Raw genomic sequence first — 19,404 nt, forward strand, 5'->3', positions numbered from 1 at the left:
AGGGCCGGCTGTTATGGCATTGTTGCTTGCAAGGTCGTCGGTTTCCCTCCAGACTATCGCCACCATTCAGGAGGAAATCATGGTCTTGCAGTCCACGCGCTGGCTGGCGCTCGCTTACTTCACCTACTTTTTTAGCTACGGTATTTTTCTCCCCTTCTGGAGCGTCTGGCTCAAAGGGACAGGGCTGACGCCTGAAACCATCGGTATTTTGCTTGGTGCAGGTCTGGTGGCCCGTTTTCTCGGCAGCCTGTTGATTGCCCCACGCGTCAGTAATCCTTCGCTGCTGATTAAAGCCTTACGTATTCTGGCACTGATTACCCTGCTGTTCGCCCTCGGGTTCTGGGCTGGCACGAATGTGGCCTGGCTGATGGTGGTGATTATCGGGTTTAACCTCTTCTTCTCCCCGCTGGTGCCGCTAACCGATGCGCTGGCAAATACCTGGCAAAAACAGTTCCCGATGGACTACGGCCGGGTGCGGGTCTGGGGTTCTATTGCGTTTGTGATTGGCTCGGCGGCAACAGGCAAGTTGGTTAGCGAGTTTGATTACCGTGCGGTGCTGGCGATGCTTACCCTCGGTGTGGTCTCCATGCTGCTTGGCATGTTGATTCGCCCGTCGATTCTGCCGCAAGGGGAGAGGCGTCATCAGGATGCCACAGGCTGGCAGGCCTGGCGCGATCTGGTGGTTAAAAACTGGCGTTTTCTGGCCTGCGTGTCGCTGCTCCAGGGGGCACACGCCGCCTATTACGGCTTCAGTGCGCTCTACTGGCAGGAAGCCGGGTACTCTGCCTCGACCGTCGGGTATTTATGGTCGCTTGGCGTGGTGGCGGAAGTGGTGGTCTTTACGCTGAGCAACCGGCTGTTCCGCCGCTTCAGCGCTCGTGATTTACTGCTTCTTTCGGCTGTAAGCGGACTGGCACGCTGGGGATTGATGGGATGGACGACCGATCTGCCGTGGCTGATCGTGGTGCAGATACTCCACTGCGGCACCTTTACCGTCTGCCATCTGGCGGGCATGCGTTATATCGCCGCGCGTAAGGAAAGTGAAATTATCCGCCTGCAGGCTATTTACTCCGCCGTGGCGATGGGGGGCAGTATTGCCCTGATGACGATGGTGTCAGGGTTCCTGTACCAGCATCTTCACCAGGGCCTCTTCTGGGTAATGGCACTGCTGGCACTTCCGGCGCTGTTCCTGCGCCCGAAAGTCACCTTGCAGCGTTAGGACTCCAGCATAGTACGAATATGCTGCTGCTGGTGTTCGCTCAGCGACTGATCCGTATGGATAAGCGGCGCGGAGAACAGCGGCAGCGGCGTGGCGTAAGGGGTGACAATTACCGTTACGTCACGGGGGGCCCCCTGCTTTTTAAACTCACGCACCGGCAGGTATTTGATATTGAGCGGCAGCAGCGTCAACTCGCGTAGTTGCAGCTCAATTTCCTGCTCCCTCTCCGGCTCGTTGCCCGTTATCAGCACCACCTGCTTTTCATGCAGCTCCGCTTCCTGCATCAGCCAGGCACCAAAAATCACTGCCACCAGGCCGGCCTCTTCATCACTGAAACGCAGCCCATATTCAGCCTCAAGGGGCGCTAACGCCTCGCGGGTTGTGCGAATGAGCCGGGGATAAAGGCGTACTATCTCTTCCTGGAGGCTATTATCAATACCAATGCCGAAGAGATGGCGGTCCAGCGCCTGCGTGATATGGACATAAAGCTGATCGGTGAGACCCTGTTCGTCGCTAAAGTGCAAGCCAGCGCGCTGACGAAAAAGAGCGACCATACTGACAATGGCCTGCCGGAGGCGATGATCCTCCTGGTGGCTGTCGTTCAGGGGGTCGGGCGTGCGCAGCATCATAAACAGCAGGGCGAGGAATGCATGTTCATTGTCCGGGGGGAGGGCAGCGACGCGTCGCTGCCAGTGGCGCACAATCTCTTGCGCTACGACGTATTCAGCCCGCATTTGCGTCCAGGCATGCTGCACCGGGTTAAATTCTGGTGAGAAGCCAGCATGGCTCTGCAGCAGACAATACTGCAGATAGAGGCCCAGAAACTGCATATCCCGAGACTCAAATGAGCGCTGCAGCCGACGAGCGCAGAGATTAATCAGCGCGCGAAGATTGGTGTCGTCGTAAAGCGTGCGGGCAATGCCCTGCTGTTTCAGCGCCGATTTCAGGGCTGGCGTGTAGTGCTCGGAAATAAAGTGTGGACACAGACGCAGGCCGCGTCGAAGCCACTGTAGCTGGCATAAACGTTGGTCAAGGGTTGTGCCTTCAATCCGATAGCTTCCGTCCTGTTGGGACGCAATAGTGAGCCGATGGTAGCGCTGGATCTCATGATCGGTGTCGGCGATATCCTGACGCGCGATCTCTTCGTCAACGCCATTGACGGCGCGAATGATTTCCGTGGTGACCGTCTGCCCCGGTAACGCAAGCAGTAGTAGCACCTGGCAGCGGCGCTGCGGACTGGAGAGCACAGATGGTGGCGTCATTACGATTGTCATCTGCGAAGTTCCAGTTAGGGTGTTCGATAAGAATAGCTAAAGGTATGATTGACGAAAGCGCAGCCGCAGCCCTTTACCTCAGGAATGCCGGAGAACATCACAGAATTTATATCGTGAGGAAGACATGCAAGCAGTGAAACCGTATGCCTTAGGGCTTATTCTCACGTTTTTATCGTCCGCGGTGACGGCGCATCCCCATAGTTTTATCCGTCTGAAAACCGAAGTAATGGTGGAGAATGGTCAGTGGACCGGGCTTCTGATGCGCTGGACGATGGATGAAATCACCTCGGCTGATCTACTTTACGATGCCGGAGATGCCAGACCCGGGGACGAAATATGGAAAAAACTGGCCGCCGAGGTCATGGCCAATGTGCTTGGACAGCACTATTTCACGGAGGTCTGGCACAACGGCAAAAAAGTGAGGTTTGTTAACCGTCCTCTGCATTATGGCATGGAGAGAGAGGGGCACCAGGCCGTACTGACCTTTGCCCTTCCGCTTGCCGCACCCCAGACGCTTAATGGGCAGAGTTACACTTTCTCCACCTTTGATCCTACCTATTATGTGGATATGAGCTATGAACACGATAGCGACGTAACCCTGGCTGCTGAACTGCGCGCAAAATGTAAGCTGAGCCTGCACACGCCACATCCTGGCGACGATGTCCTGGACTATGCTCAGTCGCTGGATAAGGCCGATGCGCCGGAGGAGAGTATGGAGCTGGGTAAACAATTTGCACAGACGGTGACGCTGCAATGTCAGTGATATCCGCCGCGCGTTTGCAAAAGACAGGTGTTCGCCAGTGGTGGCCGCTGGCTCTTTTTCTGGTGCTGGCAGCGGTGGGTGGTGCCTGGCTCTGGCAGGCCTGGCCGCAGGTGCTGCGCGAAAGCATTGTCTGGCAGCGGGAATTTAACCAGCAACTCAGCTCGCTATTACAAGGCGTGGCGGATAACCCGACCCGAGCCGGAAGTTCGCTGCTGCTGGTGAGCTTCCTTTATGGGGTATTGCATGCACTGGGGCCGGGGCACGGGAAAGTGGTGATCACGACCTGGCTTGCCACCCACCCGTCTAAGTTGAAATCCAGCATGGGCCTTACGCTTGCCTCTTCATTACTGCAGGGCCTGGTGGCAGTGCTGCTGGTGGTTGTGGTGCTCCAGGTGCTGGCTCTGCCCGCGCGGCAGCTTCCTCTCGGCAGTTTCTGGCTGGAGAAGGGAAGCTATGCGCTGGTGGGGGTATTAGGACTGTTGCTCTGCTGGCGGGCGCTTAAAAAACTGCATGGTATTTTACGCAAACCGACCTTTAAAACCTTTACCCCTCATCATGTTCACCATGAACAGTGCGGCTGCGGACATCAGCATCTGCCGACACCTCAGCAATTACAGCAGGGTGACGACTGGCGCGCCCGGCTGGTGATTGTGCTTTCGATGGGCATGCGACCCTGTTCGGGGGCGATAATGGTGCTGCTGTTCAGCAAGGTGGTCGGCGTGTTTGGCTGGGGAGTGGCGTCGGCAATGGCGATGGCCGCAGGCACCGCACTGACCATCAGCTCGCTGGCGCTACTTGTGCATAGTTTTCGTACCCTGGCGGTAAAACTGAGCGGCAGTAAAACGCCCGCCGTGTGGAAACAGGTAGGGTGGACGACGCTGGCATTAGCAGGGGGGATGGTGTTAATAGCGGCTGCGGTAGTGATGTGGATGAGTGCAGTGCCGCAAGGCAGAGGGATAAGGCCGTTTTGAGGTGAAGGGGAGGGGGCCAGATGCCCTCACCCCAAAGGGGCGAGGGAGAAAGCCTCAACCGAATTAACGCTTCAGCGCTTCACTCAGTTCGTCACGCATGCTGGCCAGCATAGCTTTAACGACGCGCGGGTTACCGGCAACGAGGTTACCGCTCATCATGTAGCCGTGGCCACCGGTGAAATCACATACCAGACCGCCTGCTTCACGTACCAGCAGTTCGCCAGCAGCAAAATCCCAGGGCTTCAGGCCGATTTCGAAGAAACCATCAACGCGACCAGCGGCCACATAGGCCAGATCCAGCGCCGCAGAGCCGGTGCGACGGAAGTCCGCGCACTCGGTGAACAGCTTACCGACGATATTAATGTAAGGGGCTGCATGCTGCTTCACTTTGAACGGGAAGCCTGTCGCCAGAATGGTGCCATCGAGGTCACGCGCATTGCTGCCGCGCAGACGGTAACCGTTCAGCTGTGCGCCCTGACCGCGCGTTGCGGTGAACAGTTCGTTGCGCATAGGATCGTAAACCACCGCGACTTCAGTACGACCTTTAATGCGTACGGCGATGGAGACGGAGAAGTGGGGAAGGCGTTTGATAAAGTTGGTGGTGCCATCCAGTGGATCGATAACCCATTGAACATCCTGATCTGCGCCTTCATGTTCACCGCTTTCTTCGGTGACGATGGAGTGTTGCGGGTAAGATTTGCGAATGGTTTCGATAATAATCGCTTCTGCGGCTTTATCGACGTTAGTCACAAAGTCATTGCTGCCTTTCTGGCTGGATTCTACGGAGTCAGGTGTTTCGTAGTGTTTGGCAATTACATTACCCGCCTTGCGCGCTGCGCGCACGGCGATGGTCAGCATCGGATGCATCGGTCTCTCTCACTGGATGTTAAAGAACGGGAAAACGGCGCGTATGATAGCAGCGTATTCGGAATATGTCTTCGGTTTATGATAATATGCACAAATATTCTTTAGCCGTAGAAAAACTATGCTGCAAAATATTCGAATCGTACTGGTGGAGACCTCTCACACCGGCAATATGGGCTCTGTTGCCCGCGCAATGAAAACAATGGGGCTGACCAACCTGTGGCTGGTTAACCCGCTGGTGAAACCGGACTCGCAGGCTATCGCACTGGCCGCTGGCGCAAGCGATGTTATTGGCAATGCACAGATTGTCGATACGCTTGATGAAGCACTGGCAGGCTGTAGCCTGGTGGTTGGCACCAGCGCACGCTCCCGCACGCTGCCCTGGCCTATGCTTGATCCACGTGAATGCGGACTTAAAAGCGTGGACGAAGGCAAGCATGCCCCCGTCGCGCTGGTCTTTGGTCGTGAACGTGTGGGGCTTACCAATGATGAGCTGCAAAAGTGTCATTACCACGTTGCCATTGCCGCTAACCCGGAATACAGCTCGCTGAATCTGGCGATGGCGGTGCAGGTGATTGCCTATGAAGTGCGTATGGCCTGGCTTGCAACGCAGGAGGAGAGTAACGCTGCTCTGCAAACAGAAGAAGAAGCACCGTATCCGCTGGTTGACGATCTGGAACGGTTCTACGGCCATCTGGAAAAAACCCTGCTTTCTACCGGATTTATTCGCGAAAACCATCCGGGTCAGGTCATGAATAAGCTGCGCCGCCTCTTTACCCGTGCCCGACCAGAGAGCCAGGAGCTCAATATTTTGCGTGGCATGCTGGCATCTATTGAGCAGAAAACTCAGGAAAAACAATAGTTTTCTTGCCCTCCCTTTTCGGGGAGGGTACCTCAATCTGCACTTAAGTTAAACGGCACGTAAAGCCTAATACCTGACTAAAACAGTCAAGTAAATAGTTGACCAATTTAGTCAGGAATGTCAGACTTGCCTCCGCTATGCGACATTATTTGAAATTTTAATAAAAACCCCGGGCAGGGGCGAGTTTGAGGCTAAGTTAAGACATGAGACTGACATCTAAAGGGCGTTACGCCGTGACCGCAATGCTTGACGTTGCGCTCAATTCCGAGACCGGTCCGGTGCCGTTGGCTGATATTTCCGAGCGTCAGGGGATCTCCCTTTCTTATCTGGAACAGCTTTTCTCCCGCTTGCGTAAAAATGGCCTGGTGGCCAGCGTTCGTGGCCCGGGCGGCGGATACCTGCTGGGTAAAGATGCCAGCAGCATCGCTGTTGGCGAAGTGATCAGCGCCGTTGATGAATCCGTGGATGCAACCCGCTGCCAGGGTAAAACCGGCTGCCAGGGCGGCGATAAATGCCTGACCCATGCACTGTGGCGCGACCTGAGCGATCGTCTGACCGGCTTTTTGAATAATATCACCTTGGGTGAACTGGTTAATAACCAGGAGATCCTTGATGTGTCCGATCGCCAGCATTCGCACGAAACCCATCGCACGACCCGTGGTCAGGACGCAATCGACGTCAAACTGCGCGCTTAATTTATCCGTCCTGTTTCCGGGCGCTGCTACGCCTGCCGCACCCTAAAACAGGAAGGGTAATAAATTATAAGATTTCAGAATCAGGCCGGGGTGAGAGATTGCCCCGTAGAACGGTTGAACATCCAGCCGAAAGCCTGGTTCATTGCATTGAGTGATGTACGGAGTTTAAGAGCAATGAAATTACCGATTTATCTCGATTACTCCGCAACGACGCCGGTGGACCCGCGTGTTGCTGAGAAAATGATGCAGTGTCTGACCCTGGACGGAAACTTTGGTAACCCCGCTTCCCGTTCACACCGTTTTGGCTGGCATGCTGAAGAGGCGGTAGATATCGCCCGTAATCAGATTGCTGAGCTGGTAGGCGCCGACCCGCGTGAAATTGTTTTCACCTCCGGTGCAACCGAATCTGACAACCTGGCAATTAAAGGTGCGGCCAACTTTTATCAGAAAAAAGGCAAGCACATTATTACCTGCAAAACCGAACATAAAGCCGTGCTGGACACCTGTCGTCAGCTTGAGCGTGAAGGTTTTGAGGTCACCTACCTTGCTCCACAGAGCAACGGCATTATCGATCTGAAAGAACTCGACGCCGCAATGCGTGATGACACCATCCTGGTTTCTATCATGCACGTGAACAACGAAATCGGTGTGGTGCAGGACATCGCGACCATCGGCGAAATGTGCCGGGCGCGTGGCATCATCTATCACGTTGATGCGACCCAGAGCGTGGGCAAGCTGCCAATCGATCTGAGCCAACTGAAAGTAGACCTGATGTCTTTCTCCGGCCACAAAATCTATGGCCCGAAAGGCATTGGGGCGCTGTATGTGCGTCGTAAGCCGCGTATCCGTATCGAAGCGCAAATGCACGGTGGCGGTCACGAGCGCGGTATGCGTTCCGGTACCCTGCCTGTACACCAGATCGTTGGTATGGGTGAAGCCTACCGTATTGCCAAAGAAGAGATGGATACCGAGATGGCGCGCCTGCGTACGCTGCGTAACCGTCTGTGGGAAGGCGTGAAAGATATGGAAGAGGTTTACCTGAACGGTGACCTTGAGCAGGGCGCACCGAACATCCTCAACGTCAGCTTTAACTACGTTGAAGGCGAATCGCTGATCATGGCGCTTAAAGATCTGGCGGTCTCTTCTGGTTCTGCCTGTACTTCTGCAAGCCTTGAGCCTTCCTACGTGCTGCGCGCGCTGGGTATGACTGACGAGCTGGCCCACAGCTCCATTCGTTTCTCCTTAGGTCGTTTCACTACCGAAGAAGAAATTGATTACACCATCACGCTGGTTCGCAACTCCATTGGCCGTCTGCGCGACCTTTCTCCTTTGTGGGAAATGTTCAAACAGGGCGTGGATCTGAACAGTATTGAATGGTCACATCATTAATCGGTATACCCGTCAGACTTCAAGTTGCAGATGCGTTGGCCGCGCTCGCTCACCCCAGTTACGTACTTATGTACGTTCCTGGGGATTTGCTCCCTTGCCGCCTTCCTGCCACTCGAATTATTTAGGGTACATATAAAGAGAACAGAACATGGCTTACAGCGAAAAAGTAATCGATCATTATGAGAATCCGCGCAACGTGGGTTCTTTCGACAACAGCGATGAGAGCGTAGGCAGCGGCATGGTGGGTGCACCGGCTTGCGGCGACGTGATGAAGTTGCAGATCAAAGTCAATAACGAAGGCATCATTGAAGACGCGCGCTTCAAAACCTATGGCTGCGGTTCAGCTATCGCTTCCAGCTCCTTGGTCACCGAGTGGGTGAAGGGCAAATCCCTGGACGAAGCGCAGGCAATCAAAAACACTGATATTGCCGAAGAGCTGGAACTGCCGCCGGTTAAAATCCACTGCTCCATCCTGGCAGAAGATGCGATTAAAGCCGCCATTGCGGATTACAAAAGCAAACGTGAAGCAAAATAATCAGTTGAGGTTGTTATGTCGATTACCCTTAGCGACAGCGCTGCCGCGCGTGTGAGTGCCTTTCTGACGAACCGTGGTAAAGGCTTTGGCCTGCGACTGGGCGTACGGACTTCCGGCTGCTCTGGTATGGCTTACGTACTGGAATTTGTTGATGAACCTGCGGCTGAAGATACCGTGTTCGAAGACAAAGGCGTGAAGGTGGTGGTCGATGGCAAAAGCCTGCAGTTCCTCAATGGTACTCAGCTGGACTTTGTAAAAGAAGGCCTCAACGAAGGGTTTAAATTTACCAACCCGAACGTGAAAGATGAGTGCGGTTGTGGCGAAAGCTTCAACGTTTAATCGCGTGTTACCGATAAGCCCCACCCTGGAAAAGACTCAACCTCATTTATGCTGAGTCGAGGCGGCAAGTGAGAACGTCCCGTAAACAGAGAGAACGATGTGAACGGGACGTTGACCACAGCCAGTGCCGAGACAGTGCGAATGATAAAGCGTCATCCTGCGTGTGGGGCTTGTTATAGCAGGACTCTTTATGGATTACTTCACCCTCTTTGGCTTACCCGCTCACTATCACGTCGATCTTCCGGCCCTGACCATCCGGTTTCAGGATCTTCAGCGGCAGTATCATCCTGATAACTTCGCCAGCGGCACGCCAGCGGAACAACTCGCTTCCGTGCAGCAGTCTGCGACCATTAATCAGGCCTGGCAAACGCTGCGCCATCCCCTCGCACGGGCAGAATATCTGCTCTCCCTGCACGGCTTTGATCTCGGTTCTGAGCAGCACACGGTGCGGGATACCGCGTTTCTGATGGAGCAGCTGGAGCTTCGTGAAGAGCTCGATGAGATTGGTACGGCCAGCGATGCTGACCGCCTGGAGGCCTTTGCCCAGCGAGTCAAAAAACTGTACGACGTTCGTCATCAGCAGATGGTGGAACAATTCAGTCGTGAAGCGTGGGACGACGCGGCGGATACCGTGCGTAAACTCCGTTTTCTGGATAAACTGCGCAGCTCAACAGAACAACTCGAAGAAAAACTGCTCGGTTTTTAATTTTGGAAGCACATTATGGCCTTATTACAAATTAGTGAGCCGGGTCTGAGCGCTGCGCCTCACCAGCGTCGTCTGGCAGCAGGGATCGATTTAGGCACCACGAATTCACTGGTCGCCACCGTACGCAGTGGTCAGGCGCAAACGCTGGCCGATAGCGAAGGGCGTCATTTGTTACCGTCTGTTGTGCACTATCATGCGCAGGGGCAGACGGTGGGTTATGACGCGCGTGCCAATGCCGCGCAGGATCCGGTTAATACCATCAGTTCGGTAAAACGCATGATGGGCCGCGCGCTGGCCGATATCCAGGCACGTTATCCTCACCTGCCGTACCAGTTACAGGCCAGCGAAAATGGGCTGCCCATGATGGCGACCCGCGCAGGCCTGGTGAACCCCATCCGTGTCTCAGCGGACATTCTGAAAACTCTGGCCCTGCGTGCCCAGGAATCCCTCTCCGGGGAGCTGGACGGCGTGGTCATTACCGTTCCGGCCTATTTTGATGATGCTCAGCGTCAGGGGACGAAAGACGCCGCACGGCTGGCGGGCTTGCATGTATTGCGCTTGCTGAATGAACCGACCGCCGCAGCCATTGCTTACGGTCTGGACTCCGGTAAAGAGGGCGTTATCGCCGTTTACGATCTTGGCGGCGGCACCTTTGATATCTCCATCCTGCGCTTAAGCCGTGGCGTGTTTGAAGTGCTGGCGACGGGCGGAGACTCTGCCCTCGGCGGCGACGACTTTGATCACCTGCTCGCGGATTTTATTCGTGAACAGGCCAGTCTGCCGGAGCATGGCGACAACCATTTACAGCGAGCGTTGCTGGATGCGGCCATCGCGGCAAAAATCGCCCTGAGCGATGCGCCCTCTGTCACCGTTGACGTCGCAGGCTGGCAGGGTACAGTGACCCGCGAGCAGTTTGAGGCGCTGATTTCGACCCTGGTGAAACGCACTTTACTCTCCTGCCGCCGCGCACTGAAAGATGCAGGCGTTGAGGCGGATGAGGTACTGGAAGTGGTGATGGTAGGCGGCTCCACCCGCGTGCCGCTGGTGCGTGAACGCGTAGGCGAATTCTTTGGCCGCACGCCGCTCACCTCTATCGACCCGGATAAAGTTGTCGCCCTGGGCGCCGCGATTCAGGCAGATATTCTGGTGGGTAACAAACCGGACAGCGATATGCTGCTGCTGGACGTTATCCCGCTGTCGCTCGGGCTTGAAACCATGGGCGGTCTGGTAGAGAAAGTTATCCCGCGTAACACTACCATTCCGGTGGCCCGTGCGCAGGAGTTCACCACCTTCAAAGACGGGCAGACCGCCATGTCTATCCACGTGATGCAGGGCGAGCGTGAGCTGGTGCAGGATTGCCGCTCGCTGGCGCGTTTTGCGCTACGTGGTATTCCGGCCATGCCCGCAGGCGGCGCGCATATTCGCGTCACCTTCCAGGTGGATGCCGACGGCCTGCTCAACGTCACCGCGATGGAAAAATCCACCGGTGTTGAAGCCGCAATTCAGGTTAAGCCCTCTTATGGCCTGACCGATAACGAAATCGCCACCATGATTAAGGACTCCATGAGCTTTGCTGAGCAGGACGTGAAAGCACGTATGCTCGCAGAACAGCAAGTGGAGGCCGCCCGCGTACTGGAGAGTCTGACCGGTGCGCTGGCAACGGATGCCGCGCTGCTCAGCGCCGCAGAGCGTACGGACATTGACCAGGCTATCGCGCAACTTGTTGCCGTTGCCAAAGGTAATGATGCCGACGCCATTGAACACGCCATTAAAAATGTAGATAAACAAACCCAGGAATTTGCCGCGCGCCGTATGGATATGTCCGTACGTACCGCGTTAAAAGGCCATTCCGTCGACGAGGTTTAATATGCCTAAGATCGTTTTTCTGCCTCATCAGGATTTATGCCCTGATGGAGTAGTTATGGAAGCAAAGACCGGCGAAACCATTCTTGATGTGGCCCTGCGTGGCGGCATTGAGCTTGAACACGCCTGTGAGAAGTCCTGTGCCTGCACGACCTGCCACTGTGTCGTGCGTGAAGGTTTCGATTCGTTACCGGAAAGCACCGAAGATGAAGATGACATGCTGGATAAAGCCTGGGGTCTTGAGCCGGAGAGCCGTCTGAGCTGCCAGGCGCGCGTCACCGATGAAGATCTGGTCGTAGAGATCCCTCGCTACACCATCAACCACGCGCGGGAGCATTAATATGTCACTGAAATGGACAGACAGCCGCGAAATTGGCGAAGCGCTGTACGACACCTTCCCGGATCTCGACCCGAAAACCGTGCGTTTCACCGACATGCATCAGTGGATTTGCGAGCTGGAGGAGTTTGATGATGATCCAAACGCATCGAACGAAAAAATTCTCGAGGCAATTCTGCTAGTCTGGTTAGACGAAGCATCTTGATATCGACGGGCTGCCTTCTGGTGGCCCGTTTTCATATCTCCTGCGCTAAAGGACAAAACAATGACAACTGAAGCGATGAAAATTACCTTATCGACCCAGGGCGCGGACGCTCGCTGGGGCGAAAAAGCAGCGTTTAGCATTAATCACGACGGCATCACGTTGCACCTGACAGGCAAAGACGATACCGGCCTCATTCAGCGTGCCGCACGCAAAATCGATGGCATGGGCATTAAGCATGTCGCGCTGAGCGGCGAAGGCTGGGATGCAGACCGGAGCTGGGCCTTCTGGGCCGGTTATAAGGGGCCGAAAGGCACCCGTAACATCGACTGGGCGGTGCTGGATGATGCCGGGCAGAAAGAGCTTGATGCACGGCTGAAAACCATCGACTGGGTGCGTGACACCATCAATGCCCCGGCGGAAGATTTAGGGCCGGAACAACTGGCGCAGCGTGCGGTGGATCTGCTCAGCGATGTGGGTGGCGAGGCTATCTCTTACCGCATCGTTAAGGGTGAAGATCTGCGTGAACAGAACTACCTGGGTATTCACACCGTGGGACGTGGATCTTCCCGCCCGCCGGTGCTGTTGTCACTGGACTTCAACCCGACCGGCGACAAAGACGCGCCGATTTTCGCCTGTCTGGTCGGCAAGGGTATCACCTTCGACTCCGGCGGTTACAGCATCAAGCAGACCGCGTTTATGGATTCCATGAAATCCGATATGGGCGGTGCGGCGATGGTCACGGGCGCACTGGCGTTTGCGATTACGCGCGGGCTGAACAAACGCGTGAAGCTTTACCTCTGCTGCGCAGATAACATGATTAGCGGTAATGCCTTTAAGCTTGGCGATATCATTCGCTACCGTAACGGCAAAACCGTTGAGGTGATGAACACCGATGCAGAAGGGCGCCTGGTGCTGGCCGATGGTCTCATTAACGCGAGCGCGCAGAAACCGGAGCTTATCATCGACGCTGCCACCCTGACCGGTGCGGCCAAAACCGCGCTGGGCAATGATTACCATGCGCTGTTCAGCTTTGATGACCAACTGGCTAACCGACTGCTTGCGAGCGCCGCCGCAGAGAACGAACCATTCTGGCGTCTGCCGCTGGCCGAGTTCCACCGCCATCAGTTGCCGTCAAACTTCGCTGAACTTAACAACACCGCCAGCGCAGCCTTCCCGGCGGGTGCCAGCACGGCAGCCGGTTTCCTGTCTCATTTTGTTGAGAACTATCAGCAGGGTTGGCTGCACATCGACTGTTCCGCCACCTACCGCAAAGCGGGTGTCGAGCAGTGGGCTGCGGGAGCAACAGGCCTTGGTGTACGCGCGCTGGCAAATCTGCTGACCAGCAAGTAATTTTCCCCTCACCCTGACCCTCTCCCCAAAGGGGAGAGGGGAGTGCACGGTACAGGCCGTTCCCCCTTTCCCGATGGGAGAGGGGTAGCGCGGTGCAGGCCGTTCCCTCTTTCCTGGTGGGAGAGGGGTAGCGCGGTGCAGGCCGTTCCCTCTTTCCTGGTGGGAGAGGGGTAGCGCGGTGCAGGCCGTTCCCTCTTTCCCGATGGGAAAGGGAGTGCACGGTGCAGGCCGTTTCCTCTTTCCCGATGGGAAAGGGAGTGCACGGTACAGGCCATTCCCTCTCTCACAGTGGGAGAGGGCAGGGGTGAGGGCATCAAACAGATCGAGACGAACAGTAAAAATTATGTCCCATTCAGACCACGATCACGACCATCATCACGAGCCAGATACACTCGAAACTTTGCTGGAAAAGGCGGCGACCGAGCCTGCCTACCGCCCGGCCTTTTTCCGTGCGCTGCTGGAGTCCACGGTATGGGTGCCGGGCACGGCAGCGGATGATAAATCCGTTGTCGAAGACAGCGCGCTGGATATTCAGCACTGGGAAAAAGATGACGGTGAGTCAGTCATTCCCTTCTTCACCTCGCTTGAAGCACTGCAACAGGCAGTGGATACCGAGCAGGCGTTTGTCGTGCTCCCTGCCCGTACGCTGTTCGAAATGACGCTGGGCGAAACACTGTTCCTCAACGCCAAATTGCCGACGGGCAAAGAGCTGACGCCGCGTGAAATCAGTCATCTGGTCGGTAAAGAGGGCAGCCCGCTCAGTGAGCAGGAGGTGCTTGAAGGCGGTACATCGCTGCTGCTCTCAGAAGTGACCGAGCCGCCTGCGCAGATGGTGGATTCCCTCACCACCCTGTTCAGCACCTTCAACCATGTGAAGTGCGCCTATCTCTGCTCCATAAAAGAGAAAAACGACGCCCGCGCCAACCTGTTGATTGGCATTGAAGCCGATGGAGACATCGAGGAGATCATTCAGGCGGCGGGCAGCGTGGCAATGGATACCCTGCCGGGGGACGATCCGGTGGATATCTGCCAGGTAGTGAAAGGCGAAAAGGGGATCAGCCATTTTATGATTGACCACATTACCCCGTTCTATGAACGTCGCTGGGGCAGCTTCCTGCGCGACCTGAAAACGAACCGCATCATCTGAAGCCACGACGGGCTGGATTAGCCCGTCGCTTCCAGCAGCAGTAAATCCATCATCAGCACCAGATTCGACTCGAACGACGTAACGCCAGCGGCCTCGGCGGCGAAATGCACCGCTTCGTCGTAAAGGGCAAAGTGCAGATCCGCAAGGCTTGCCAGCGTATTCGCAGAGGCGCGCGTAAAAGCGATAACCGTCATCCCCACGTTGCGGGCGATGCGGGCTTTATCCAGCACCTGCTCGGTTTCCCCGCTGCGGGAGACGGCGATAAACACCTGATAGCGTGCGGCGTTACTAAGAAAAATATTGCGACTGTCGCCAGGGCCTGAGATAAACGCCGTTTTACCCAGCACCTGCAGCTTCTTGGTCAGATACTCAGCAAAGAGATAAGAAAACCCTGCGCCATAAAGGAAGAAGCTCTCTTTCTCACGCAGCAGGCGGGCGAAGGTTTGCCGTTTCTCCTCCGTCACCCACTGAAAGGTCTGCTGATAATTGGCGACGAACTGCTGAAACAGCCCGGGTAGCCTGTCGCTGTGGCTGACTGGTGGCTCGTTGATATGCGGCGTGTCGGCAAGCAGCTGTTTGCAGTGCCAGATAAACTCACTGTAGCCGCTAAACCCCAATTTCTGACAGAGTCGTATAATGGTGGCGGTCGAGACAAAGGTGGCGGTGGCAAGGTCGCGTACCGTAATATTACCCACCAGTAACGGATGCTCCGTCAGGTGGGCCAGCACACGGTACTCCGCCCGCGTCAGGGATTCGCCACGCGTCAACAGCGGCGCGAGTCGGTTATCCATTCAGGCAGGATCAACCGGCAGATCGTCGCGTGCGCCCCATTCACTCCAGGAGCCGTCGTACAACCTGACGTTATCCGCACCGAGCGTCGCCAGCGCCAGAATCACCACGCATGCCGTCACGCCGGAGCCGCAACTGGCAATAATCGGCTTATCAAGATCCACGCCCTGGCGTTCAAAAATGTCTGCCAGTTCATCGGTAGTTTTCAGTTCACCGTTCACCACCAGATCGCCCCAGGGGACATTACGCGCACCAGGGATATGACCGCGTTTCAGGCCTGGACGGGGTTCATCGGCCTCGCCCTGAAAGCGTGCTGCGGGGCGAGCATCTACAAGCTGAGCCGTACCTTCATGGCTGGCGAGCAGCACATCCGTCAGGCGTTTTACTGCTGCCGGATCGCTTTTAACCTCAAACTCGGACTCCACAGCTGTGACGTCACCCTGCTGAAGCGGTAGTTCATCGCGCTGCCAGCCGGCAAGCCCGCCTGCCAGAACAGAAACGTTATCAGCGCCAAAGTAACGCAGCATCCACCAGGCGCGCGGAGCGGAAAAGAGATTGCCCTCGTCATACACCACCAGATGCTTATCGTGGCTGATACCCAGCTCACGCATGGCGACGGCAAAAGCCTCCGGGCGTGGCAGCATATGAGGCAAAGAAGAGGTGTGATCCGAGAGGGCATCGATATCAAAGCGGATGGCGCCAGGAATATGCCCGGCGCGATATTCCGCGGTCATATCGCGCAGGTGCTCCTGGCCTGCGGGGGCCATACGGGCATCAATGATCTGTACTTCAGGGTTGTCGCCGTGCTCAATCAGCCAGTCGGCTGAGACGAAATAAGAGGTGGACATGGTTGCCTCCGGGTCATCAACAGGAAACCCATCATGCTTCACGCTGCAGGCGTGTCGGCTACATTTGGCCACTCCGCTCACTGACTTCAGTCAGCGCCCGGAGAGGCACTCACCTGCCGCCTGCCTGCAACGCGAATTATTTAGGGTATATCCTGAATTGTTAACGTTTTTTCCTGACCCGACAAGCAACCATCGCAAAAGGCGCGAGTCACTTCGTTATTTTTGTACCGCCTTCCCCTCCTGCCAGGCTTTCTGCAGCGCAGGCCAGTAGTCGCGATTCGCCTCAATCATGTCGTCGAGTATGGCTTTGGCATGCTGCATGGTGGGCACCGTGCGGTTGAGAGTAAAGGCCTGCAACGCCTTCTCGTAGCTGCCTTCGATGGTCGCTTCCACCAGCAGTTGTTCCGAGGCCAGTTGCTGCATTAAAAGCGTCTGGTGGAAGAGGGGAACGGCCCCCATGCGCACCGGCTCTGCCCCTTCAGCGGTGATGTAGGCGGGCACCTCCACCATTGCATCGTAAGGTAAATTGGCGATAGCCCCTTTGTTTTCCACAATCACCAGATGGCGCTGGCGTAGATCGAAGGCCAGCGAGCGGGCGACGTCAACAATGAACTCGCCGTGCACCCCTACGTGGAAGGCATCCGACAGGAGCCCGGTGCGTTTGTACTCTTCGGCCGCGGCAAACAGCTTTTTCTCCCGACCGTTCATCACCTCGTTGGCGCGGGTGTAATCTGGATCCTGGTGCTCGACGATGTCATTGGGCATCAGGTAATACTGCAGATACGGGTTCGGCAGGTAGTCAGGGAAGTGATCCATTATCGGTTTGATATTGCGCCAGGTTTTCACCCATGACGGATCCGAGTGCTGCGGATCGGTTTGCGCGGCATCTTCGGTGAGCAGACCAAAGCGGGCGATATGTTCACGCAACTGGGGCAGCTTATCTTCGCCGTCCACCAGCACGCGGGTGAACCAGCCAAAGTGGTTAAGGCCAAAGTAATCCACCACCAGTTTGTGACGATCCACCCCCAGCACCGCGCCCATATTGCGCATGGCGGCAACCGGCATATCGCAAATATTGAGCACGCGTGCCTGCGGGCGCAGGCGGCGTACCCCTTCTGCCACGATAGCCGCCGGGTTGGAGTAGTTCACAATCCAGGCTTTTTTGTCGGCGTAGCGCTCAACGTGATCGATAAGCTCCACCATTGGCAGGATGGTGCGCAGGCCGTAGGCCAGTCCGCCAGGTCCGCAGGTTTCCTGACCCACAACGCCGTGGCGCAGGGGAATCTTCTCATCCTGTTCGCGCATCCTGTACTGACCCACGCGCATCTGGGCAAAAACGAAGTGCGCGCCGCTAAAGGCGATTTCCGGGTCGGTGGTCACCGTAAATTTAATGCTCTGGCTGTGGTCGCGCAGAACCTTTTCGACCACCGGCGCAATGGTGTTCTGCCGGGTTTCGTCAATGTCGTAAAGACGGATTTCCGCCAGCGGGAATTTCTCCAGCTGTACCATCAGGCTCTTCACAATCCCGGGCGTATAGGTGCTGCCGCCACCGGCGATAGAGAGAATAAACGGGGGTGTAAACATCATCAGTCTCCTTTAGAGAAACAGCTCAACGGCTTCTCGCATTTTTTTGACATGCAGCCCGTAGACCACCTGAACGTTATTACCTTGTTTGATTACCGCTTTCGCGCCTGTCGCCTTAAGGCGAGGTTCATCGATAGTGGCGACATCTTTTACGGTGACGCGTAAGCGGGTGTAGCAGTTGTCCACGACCTCGATGTTGTCGCGACCGCCGAGGCCCGCAATAATCGCTTCGCCCAGCCCGTCGTTATTCCCTTTGGCCTGATAATCCTGTTTGCTGTACAGACGTGTCTCTTCCTCGGCGTCTTCACGACCGGGGGTTTTCATATCAAAGCGCAGGATCAGGAAGCGGAAGATAACGAAGTAAAGGGCAAACATGATAAGCCCCACCACGATGTACATTGGCCAGTTGGATTTTTCAGTGCCCAGCGGCAGGTTGTAGAGAATAAAATCGATAATGCCGTTGGCGCCGATGGCATGGACGTCAAAGAGGTAGAACAGCATCATGCCGAGGCCGGTCAGCACCGCGTGCACCACGAACAGCAGCGGGGCGACAAAGAGGAACGAGAACTCGATAGGTTCGGTGACGCCCACCAGAAAGGAGGTTAGCGCGGCCGGAATCAAAATCGCTTTTGCCGCTGCTTTCCGTTCGGGGCTGGCGGTAAGGTACATCGCCAGTGCCGCCGCGGGCAGACCGTACATTTTACTGATACCGCGTGCATCCCAGACGACAGTGCTGCTGAGTTGCTTCACCTCCGGGCAGGCCATTTCGGCGAAATAGATATTGCGCGCACCCTGATACAGCGAGCCGCAGACCTCCTGCGTACCGCCAAGCTCGGTATAAAGAAACGGGGTATAAACAAGGTGATGCAGGCCAGTGGGCACAAGAATACGCTCAAGGAAGCCGTAGACCGCGACGCCAACAGGGCCAGCGCCTTTGATAGCCATTGCCAGGGTGCTAATGCCGTGTTGCGCGAAAGGCCACAGCTCACTCATGACCACACCCAGAACCATCGATACCGGTAGCATGATAATGGCAACGAAGCAGTGACCGGAGTAAATCGCCATCGCGCCGGAAAACTGCACGCCGGAATATTTATTGTAAAGATAACCTGAGAGTGCGCCGGTCAGGATCCCGGCGAAGACGCCCATCTCCAGCACCTGCACGCCCAGCACCATGCTTTGCCCGGCTGCTTTCATTTGCTCCGCCGGAGCTAACGCGCCCTGTAACTGCATGGTCACGTTCATAGCATTGATAAAGACAATAAAGGTCACCAGACCGATCAGGGCCGCGTAGCCTTTATCGCGTGCAGACAGGCCGACCGGGATCCCCACGGCAAAAACCAGTGCCAGGTTTGCCAGCACCGAGACGGCGGATTTAGCAATTAACTGCCCGGTATTCTGGATCAGCGGATGACCGAGGAAGGGGAGGTACTCGGCAAGATTGCCATTGCCCAGAATGTTACCAAAAGCGATAAACAAGCCAACGATGGGCAAAATCAGGACCGGACCAAAGAGGGACTTACCGAAATTTTGTAGGGCATTGACGGCTCTGCTCATTACGTTCTCTCTTCTATGAACCGCAGGGATGCGAATAAAGATGAGGTAACGTTAGCAGCCAGTCATGGAGTTTATCCACTTATCTTATTGTTTTAAAAACAAATGAC

20 protein-coding genes are annotated in these 19,404 nt (G+C 55.9%); 14 read left to right on the forward strand and 6 right to left on the reverse strand.

Annotated elements, in window-relative coordinates:
* The first annotated feature begins 79 nt into the window (after window positions 1-79).
* Window positions 80-1,219: a 3-phenylpropionate MFS transporter gene (locus KXR87_RS08785; protein WP_437431930.1), complete on the forward strand. Its 1,140-nt coding sequence runs from the start codon at window positions 80-82 to the stop codon at window positions 1,217-1,219.
* Here the strand turns inward: KXR87_RS08785 and csiE are convergent.
* On the reverse strand, window positions 1,216-2,493 hold the full coding sequence (csiE, locus tag KXR87_RS08790; RefSeq protein ID WP_437431882.1) for a stationary phase inducible protein CsiE: 1,278 nt from the start codon (window positions 2,491-2,493) through the stop codon (window positions 1,216-1,218). The two genes, KXR87_RS08785 and csiE, sit on opposite strands and share 4 nt — an antisense overlap.
* Window positions 2,494-2,617: 124 nt before the next feature.
* On the opposite strand from csiE, the gene KXR87_RS08795 reads away from it, so the two are divergent.
* Both KXR87_RS08795 and KXR87_RS08800 read left to right on the forward strand, forming a co-directional pair.
* A complete protein-coding gene (locus tag KXR87_RS08795; protein ID WP_437431883.1) occupies window positions 2,618-3,256 on the forward strand; it encodes a DUF1007 family protein in 639 nt (212 codons plus the stop codon).
* Entirely contained in the window at window positions 3,247-4,227 is a 981-nt protein-coding gene (locus KXR87_RS08800; RefSeq protein ID WP_437431884.1) for a nickel/cobalt transporter, read from the forward strand. The genes KXR87_RS08795 and KXR87_RS08800 overlap by 10 nt, the downstream gene beginning before the upstream one ends.
* Before the next feature lie 63 nt (window positions 4,228-4,290).
* Here KXR87_RS08800 and suhB read toward each other — a convergent pair whose 3' ends face one another.
* Complete coding sequence (gene suhB, locus KXR87_RS08805; protein WP_437431885.1) at window positions 4,291-5,094, reverse strand: inositol-1-monophosphatase; 804 nt, start codon at window positions 5,092-5,094, stop codon at window positions 4,291-4,293.
* A gap of 118 nt (window positions 5,095-5,212) precedes the next feature.
* Here suhB and trmJ point away from each other — a divergent pair, with 118 nt between their 5' ends.
* The 11 genes from trmJ to sseB all read left to right on the forward strand — a co-directional run bounded on the left by trmJ (window position 5,213) and on the right by sseB (window position 14,519).
* A complete protein-coding gene (gene trmJ / locus KXR87_RS08810; RefSeq protein WP_437431886.1) occupies window positions 5,213-5,953 on the forward strand; it encodes a tRNA (cytosine(32)/uridine(32)-2'-O)-methyltransferase TrmJ in 741 nt (246 codons plus the stop codon).
* A gap of 203 nt (window positions 5,954-6,156) precedes the next feature.
* The gene (iscR, locus tag KXR87_RS08815; protein ID WP_437431887.1) at window positions 6,157-6,648 is read left to right on the forward strand and encodes a Fe-S cluster assembly transcriptional regulator IscR; all 492 of its coding nucleotides are present in this window, start codon (window positions 6,157-6,159) and stop codon (window positions 6,646-6,648) included.
* Between the two features lie 174 nt (window positions 6,649-6,822).
* Window positions 6,823-8,037, forward strand: a complete 1,215-nt coding sequence (gene iscS, locus KXR87_RS08820) for a cysteine desulfurase (RefSeq protein WP_437431888.1) — start codon at window positions 6,823-6,825, stop codon at window positions 8,035-8,037.
* A gap of 148 nt (window positions 8,038-8,185) precedes the next feature.
* A complete protein-coding gene (iscU, locus tag KXR87_RS08825) occupies window positions 8,186-8,572 on the forward strand; it encodes a Fe-S cluster assembly scaffold IscU (protein ID WP_003860661.1) in 387 nt (128 codons plus the stop codon).
* 15 nt (window positions 8,573-8,587) lie between these two features.
* Entirely contained in the window at window positions 8,588-8,911 is a 324-nt protein-coding gene (gene iscA / locus KXR87_RS08830; protein WP_437431889.1) for an iron-sulfur cluster assembly protein IscA, read from the forward strand.
* A gap of 190 nt (window positions 8,912-9,101) precedes the next feature.
* Entirely contained in the window at window positions 9,102-9,617 is a 516-nt protein-coding gene (gene hscB / locus KXR87_RS08835) for a co-chaperone HscB (RefSeq protein WP_437431890.1), read from the forward strand.
* A 15-nt stretch (window positions 9,618-9,632) separates the two neighbouring features.
* A complete protein-coding gene (gene hscA, locus KXR87_RS08840) occupies window positions 9,633-11,483 on the forward strand; it encodes a Fe-S protein assembly chaperone HscA (RefSeq protein ID WP_437431891.1) in 1,851 nt (616 codons plus the stop codon).
* Between the two features lies 1 nt (window position 11,484).
* Window positions 11,485-11,820 (forward strand): ISC system 2Fe-2S type ferredoxin, encoded by a 336-nt coding sequence (gene fdx / locus KXR87_RS08845; RefSeq protein WP_437431892.1) that lies wholly within the window; start codon window positions 11,485-11,487, stop codon window positions 11,818-11,820.
* A 1-nt stretch (window position 11,821) separates the two neighbouring features.
* On the forward strand, window positions 11,822-12,022 hold the full coding sequence (iscX, locus tag KXR87_RS08850) for a Fe-S cluster assembly protein IscX (protein ID WP_437431893.1): 201 nt from the start codon (window positions 11,822-11,824) through the stop codon (window positions 12,020-12,022).
* Window positions 12,023-12,082: 60 nt separating this feature from the next.
* Complete coding sequence (gene pepB / locus KXR87_RS08855; protein WP_437431894.1) at window positions 12,083-13,372, forward strand: aminopeptidase PepB; 1,290 nt, start codon at window positions 12,083-12,085, stop codon at window positions 13,370-13,372.
* Window positions 13,373-13,715: 343 nt separating this feature from the next.
* Window positions 13,716-14,519, forward strand: a complete 804-nt coding sequence (gene sseB / locus KXR87_RS08860) for an enhanced serine sensitivity protein SseB (protein ID WP_437431895.1) — start codon at window positions 13,716-13,718, stop codon at window positions 14,517-14,519.
* 17 nt (window positions 14,520-14,536) lie between these two features.
* Here sseB and KXR87_RS08865 read toward each other — a convergent pair whose 3' ends face one another.
* From KXR87_RS08865 to KXR87_RS08880, 4 genes are all read right to left on the reverse strand, one after another.
* Window positions 14,537-15,310 (reverse strand): MurR/RpiR family transcriptional regulator, encoded by a 774-nt coding sequence (locus KXR87_RS08865; RefSeq protein WP_437431896.1) that lies wholly within the window; start codon window positions 15,308-15,310, stop codon window positions 14,537-14,539.
* A complete protein-coding gene (sseA, locus tag KXR87_RS08870; RefSeq protein WP_437431897.1) occupies window positions 15,311-16,156 on the reverse strand; it encodes a 3-mercaptopyruvate sulfurtransferase in 846 nt (281 codons plus the stop codon).
* A gap of 216 nt (window positions 16,157-16,372) precedes the next feature.
* Complete coding sequence (locus KXR87_RS08875) at window positions 16,373-17,740, reverse strand: 6-phospho-alpha-glucosidase (RefSeq protein ID WP_437431931.1); 1,368 nt, start codon at window positions 17,738-17,740, stop codon at window positions 16,373-16,375.
* Window positions 17,741-17,752: 12 nt separating this feature from the next.
* Entirely contained in the window at window positions 17,753-19,297 is a 1,545-nt protein-coding gene (locus KXR87_RS08880) for a PTS transporter subunit EIIC (RefSeq protein ID WP_437431898.1), read from the reverse strand.
* Window positions 19,298-19,404: the final 107 nt, after the last annotated feature.

Origin of the sequence: Yokenella regensburgei (genome assembly GCF_051486985.1) — a bacterium.
In the GTDB taxonomy this organism is placed as follows: domain Bacteria; phylum Pseudomonadota; class Gammaproteobacteria; order Enterobacterales; family Enterobacteriaceae; genus CBFFRJ01.

Bases quoted from the DNA above. Each gene is read 5' to 3' on its own strand.
- KXR87_RS08785 (WP_437431930.1), top strand. From the start codon at position 80: ATGGTCTTGCAGTCCACGCGCTGGCTGGCGCTCGCTTACTTCACCTAC.
- csiE (WP_437431882.1), bottom strand. From the start codon at position 2,493: ATGACAATCGTAATGACGCCACCATCTGTGCTCTCCAGTCCGCAGCGC.
- KXR87_RS08795 (WP_437431883.1), top strand. From the start codon at position 2,618: ATGCAAGCAGTGAAACCGTATGCCTTAGGGCTTATTCTCACGTTTTTA.
- KXR87_RS08800 (WP_437431884.1), top strand. From the start codon at position 3,247: ATGTCAGTGATATCCGCCGCGCGTTTGCAAAAGACAGGTGTTCGCCAG.
- suhB (WP_437431885.1), bottom strand. From the start codon at position 5,094: ATGCATCCGATGCTGACCATCGCCGTGCGCGCAGCGCGCAAGGCGGGT.
- trmJ (WP_437431886.1), top strand. From the start codon at position 5,213: ATGCTGCAAAATATTCGAATCGTACTGGTGGAGACCTCTCACACCGGC.
- iscR (WP_437431887.1), top strand. From the start codon at position 6,157: ATGAGACTGACATCTAAAGGGCGTTACGCCGTGACCGCAATGCTTGAC.
- iscS (WP_437431888.1), top strand. From the start codon at position 6,823: ATGAAATTACCGATTTATCTCGATTACTCCGCAACGACGCCGGTGGAC.
- iscU (WP_003860661.1), top strand. From the start codon at position 8,186: ATGGCTTACAGCGAAAAAGTAATCGATCATTATGAGAATCCGCGCAAC.
- iscA (WP_437431889.1), top strand. From the start codon at position 8,588: ATGTCGATTACCCTTAGCGACAGCGCTGCCGCGCGTGTGAGTGCCTTT.
- hscB (WP_437431890.1), top strand. From the start codon at position 9,102: ATGGATTACTTCACCCTCTTTGGCTTACCCGCTCACTATCACGTCGAT.
- hscA (WP_437431891.1), top strand. From the start codon at position 9,633: ATGGCCTTATTACAAATTAGTGAGCCGGGTCTGAGCGCTGCGCCTCAC.
- fdx (WP_437431892.1), top strand. From the start codon at position 11,485: ATGCCTAAGATCGTTTTTCTGCCTCATCAGGATTTATGCCCTGATGGA.
- iscX (WP_437431893.1), top strand. From the start codon at position 11,822: ATGTCACTGAAATGGACAGACAGCCGCGAAATTGGCGAAGCGCTGTAC.
- pepB (WP_437431894.1), top strand. From the start codon at position 12,083: ATGACAACTGAAGCGATGAAAATTACCTTATCGACCCAGGGCGCGGAC.
- sseB (WP_437431895.1), top strand. From the start codon at position 13,716: ATGTCCCATTCAGACCACGATCACGACCATCATCACGAGCCAGATACA.
- KXR87_RS08865 (WP_437431896.1), bottom strand. From the start codon at position 15,310: ATGGATAACCGACTCGCGCCGCTGTTGACGCGTGGCGAATCCCTGACG.
- sseA (WP_437431897.1), bottom strand. From the start codon at position 16,156: ATGTCCACCTCTTATTTCGTCTCAGCCGACTGGCTGATTGAGCACGGC.
- KXR87_RS08875 (WP_437431931.1), bottom strand. From the start codon at position 17,740: ATGTTTACACCCCCGTTTATTCTCTCTATCGCCGGTGGCGGCAGCACC.
- KXR87_RS08880 (WP_437431898.1), bottom strand. From the start codon at position 19,297: ATGAGCAGAGCCGTCAATGCCCTACAAAATTTCGGTAAGTCCCTCTTT.